The sequence below is a fragment of the Nitrosomonas marina genome (assembly GCF_900111605.1).
Lineage (GTDB): Bacteria > Pseudomonadota > Gammaproteobacteria > Burkholderiales > Nitrosomonadaceae > Nitrosomonas > Nitrosomonas marina_A.
Genome location: NZ_FOIA01000064.1, coordinates 1 through 4,047 on the forward strand (window position 1 = coordinate 1; position 4,047 = coordinate 4,047).

The 4,047-nt window shown below is 44.1% G+C and carries 4 protein-coding genes; 3 read left to right on the forward strand and 1 reads right to left on the reverse strand.

All coding sequences use genetic code 11. The features are described from left to right. Positions 1 to 986 precede the first annotated feature (986 nt). The 3 genes from BMY62_RS15555 (at position 987) to BMY62_RS15565 (ending at position 2,511) form a co-directional block, all read left to right on the forward strand. Positions 987 to 1,604 (forward strand): LysE family translocator, encoded by a 618-nt coding sequence (locus BMY62_RS15555; protein WP_090662121.1) that lies wholly within the window; start codon positions 987 to 989, stop codon positions 1,602 to 1,604. A gap of 55 nt (positions 1,605 to 1,659) precedes the next feature. Next, a complete protein-coding gene (locus BMY62_RS15560; protein ID WP_090662123.1) occupies positions 1,660 to 1,863 on the forward strand; it encodes a hypothetical protein in 204 nt (67 codons plus the stop codon). A gap of 279 nt (positions 1,864 to 2,142) precedes the next feature. Beyond that, positions 2,143 to 2,511 carry a SpoIIAA family protein gene (locus tag BMY62_RS15565; RefSeq protein WP_090662126.1) on the forward strand — a complete coding sequence of 123 codons (369 nt, stop codon included), beginning with the start codon at positions 2,143 to 2,145 and terminating at the stop codon, positions 2,509 to 2,511. A 127-nt stretch (positions 2,512 to 2,638) separates the two neighbouring features. Here BMY62_RS15565 and BMY62_RS15570 read toward each other — a convergent pair whose 3' ends face one another. Further along, complete coding sequence (locus BMY62_RS15570; RefSeq protein ID WP_090662129.1) at positions 2,639 to 3,361, reverse strand: SDR family NAD(P)-dependent oxidoreductase; 723 nt, start codon at positions 3,359 to 3,361, stop codon at positions 2,639 to 2,641. Positions 3,362 to 4,047 lie beyond the last annotated feature (686 nt).

Below are 4,047 nucleotides of genomic sequence, written 5' to 3' on the forward strand. Positions count from 1 at the left end.
TCCAGCGCACGAGGAATGGTTTGGGCCTGAATGGGAGTCGGCTCGGTAAACTGCATTTGATGCAGCGAATGATTCAGGGCTTCAGGAAGCCCCAGCAAATTAAAATGTTTCATGGATTCTCTTATTGATGGCAAGTGTCATGACCGCGCTTTCGAGTAATGCGGTAACGCACAAGGTTAGTTACAAAATGAATCTGGTTCGGGCAGATTGGGTTATAACAGTCGCCGTAAACTGTAAATTGGCAATCGGCGCTTGCTTTTTAATGGCAAAGGTGCCGAGAGTGAATTGCCTGCCTGCTGGATGAAATTTTTGACTTCTGAAACTGCCATTTCTATTCTTCCTGGCGTTAATAATAAATAACCATTACCCACATGAGCCGCACTCTGCAGTGCTCGATGTGATCATTTTTATTCAAACGCTTTGGATCGGCATACCGGAAAGCGCTTTGAAAGCGCATATTCACTGAAATGGCTGTTTTGGCGTGACGTCAAATGCATGAGTAGTAAAAGCCCGGAATGCTTATACACACAGTAACGGAAAAAAGCAAGAAAAAAGTTAATCGCATATTACATACAAAAAAACCGTTTACTGAGCGGTCGATGATAAAAGGGGGCTGTTCCTTTAACTGTGGCAGTGCTGCTGATAAAAGTGTTAATGAAAGAAGTGCGGGTTTGCAGACGAGATACGCAGCCGTTTGAAGAAGCAACATTGTTTACGGCGCAAAGCCATGGCTTACCCCGGATGGCAGCTTCATAAGCTATTCGCTGCAACATGCTGTATTGATTGAAGCGCAGCAGTGATTGAATATACCTATGTCCACACTGGATCAACTTCCGGATTGATATGCCAATGGTTCATCTGGACAGCCGCGAAAGCGAAAACCCGGGTTGCAGCTCTCATGCTTGTGCTGCTTTCATAACAATCCACTCGGTTGTATGATGTGGCTGAAAATGAAGTTTTCGATTACGTATGTTATTTGATTTCCAATGAGCCTTGTTGATGCTTCGGCACTTTTTGTCATCATGATAACGCTCGCAGCCATTCCCAGCGCAAGCGTGGCCCTTGTCGTTACCCGCTCCGCTACGATGAATCTGGCTAACGGTGTTGCTGTTTTGGTGGGTATTGTGCTTGGTGATTTGATCTTTGTTATGCTGGCAATACTGGGGTTAGCTACCCTGTCTGAAATGATGGGTGGATTTTTTCTGGTGGTCAAATTCATGGCCGGCATTTACCTGATTTGGTTCGGTATAACTCTGATCAGGAGCAGAACAAAAAGATTAACCAGCGAATATTCCAGCACGGGTAGTGGAATTCCAGCCAGTTTTCTTGCGGGACTGTTTGTCACGCTTGGCGACGTTAAAGCGATAGTCTTTTATGCCAGCCTGTTTCCGGCATTTGTCGATGTGACTGCACTGACTTTATCGGATATATCGATTATTTTCATTGTCACGGTTGTGACTGTCGGTGGAGTCAAACTGGTTTACGCTATCGGGGCTGCGAAAGCCATGCTTATGGGCAAAAAGCTGGCTGTTGAAAATAAAATCAGACTTATCCCCGGTGTTCTCATGGTTGGCGCAGGCACCTATTTGATCGCAAAAAACTGAAAGAACATATCACCGGAGGCAAGGGTATTCTTTACAAATTATTTAGTGTTACAACATGAAAAATCGTATTTTAATGATTGCGTTAACCGTGCTGGCGATAACCGGGTGTAGTTCAAGGCAAATTTACGACTCTGTTCAATACAATCAAAGAAACGAATGTATGAAACTGCCAGGATCGCAATATGATGAATGCATGGAAAGGGTAAATAAACCGTATGATCAATATGAAAAAGAACGAAACGAAGCTTTAGGTAATTAGTACTCTATCATATTGAAAGAGCACTAGTGTTTTAATGCGCGACTTCAATTCATTCGGATTTAAAGTATTTTCCAAATGATTCAGGCACTGTAACAGGGAAAAGGCTGTGCCATCGGGCACCCGACAACTTATTAGCATATCCACAGCAGCACAATAGCCCGTTAGCACACCGATTGGTCTACCAGGAATTCATCATTATTCTGTTGATTCTAAAACGCAAGAATAAATAAGGTATGTTAGTATTAACACTAGGTACTACATAAGAGAGAGACTAGGAACATGATTGAACATACTCTTGATACCGTACACGCCATACTCTATGTGCGCCCTAAAACTTCCCTTGAAGAGGGCGATTTTGAGCAGCTTGCAAAAACAGTTGACCCATACATTGAGAAAAATGGAAATCTCGCCGGCCTTATCATACAAAACCCGACATTTCCCGGATGGAAAAGTCTTGGCGCGATGGTACAGCATTTTAATTTTGTGCAGGAACATCACAAAAAAATCAAAAAAGTAGGCCTTGTTACCGATTCTTCCATCGGCGATGTCGCAGAGCATCTGGCATCGCACTTTGTGTCGGCTGAAATTAAACATTTTCCTGCGAGCGAACTCGAGGCCGCGAAACAGTGGGTCATTAATTGCGATTGATTCATCTGATGAACCGATCCACCCATTGATGTTCCTGTTGGGCACAGCCTGGCGAAGGCAATCGTGGAAACGTATCGATAAGCGTTTGCTGATCGATACGATGGTTCCTTTTAATTGCTGCTTTTATTCAGGGCAAAATTTCTTGTCCGTCCCAGTCGAAGCATTTGCCGCTGTCCTGCGGGGATAAGTTCTCTATAACAGAAACCAGCTTTTTAACGGCAAAATCAGGGGTGAATAGCTTTCCTTCTGGTACACGGCTTCGAAAAGGCTTTGATAAATTACTATCAACTGTTCCGGGGTGCAGTCCTACGATAATCGCATGTTTATAACGTCGTCCCATTTCAATCGCGGCGTTTTTGATAATCATATTCAACGCGGCTTTAGAAGCGCGGTAAGCATACCATCCGCCCAGCTGGTTATCGGATATGCTTCCCACACGCGCCGAGAGCGCTGCGAAAACGGATCGTTTATCTTTGTTCAGCAGAGGCAGGAAATGCTTGGCAGCAAGCGCCGGAAAAATGGTGTTGGCGTTAAAAATCGCCCGAAATTTATCCGCCGACAAGTCACGCAGGGATTTTTCAGGCTGAATATCCGCGCCATCGTGTAAAATTCCTGTTGTCACAATCACCATGTCAAATGGCATATTTTCATACGCGGATTTGGAGGCGCTTTCGATTGTCTGTTCATCGGAATAATCGATTATATGGTGCTTGAAATTTTTAGGCCCGTCCGCGACAGCTTTTCTTGAAAAAGTGTGGATTTCAGCTTGTGGGTATAGCCGGGCCAGAAGTTTTACAAATGATGATCCTATGGCTCCGGAGCTGCCGATGATTGCTATTTTAGTGTACATTTTCCTTTCCGGTTTCTCTCAAAATTGTTGTAATTAAAACGCTGACGCAAGGAAAAGCGGCTTCTGTGCGTCTACCTGTATTTCATCAGGATAATTTGAACTGATGGTTGCCTTGAAGTAAATGCGCAAAAATGTCGCCCATTTGCCGCCCTGAGTCAATGGCCCGAACAAAATTATCGCCTTTCAAGATACATTAATCCTTAATAACACCATTGCAAAACTGTTATTGTTGAATCCCTTGCACCATATTATTGGTGATGCAAATCGCACCAGCCACCCATCTGGATCAAGTGAGAACAGAATCCTGTTGCACTCTGGCAGCGCTGCTGCCCGAAAGCTTTTAATCAACCAGTGTTGGGATAAACGAATGATTTTACTAACTTGGAAAAGAATGCAAGGGACATGAACTGCCGCATGAGGCGAGAGTCTCGCGTACGATTCTGCGTGAGCCGGAGGGAAAGTTCCTCTGGACAACACGATGATCACAGCATAAATACTTTGCTATCGTGTAGCAATTAATCAATACAGCTTAGTTCTACTTTGTCAGATTAGAAGGCCTTCTCTGCGGCAATGATTTATTGTATAGTAACACTTTGTTTAATAACTATTAATCACGATCATGTCGTGAAAATACTAAACGGTCACTCCAATTTGCCCTTCAGGGGCTTCCAGAAGCGCTTAGCGCG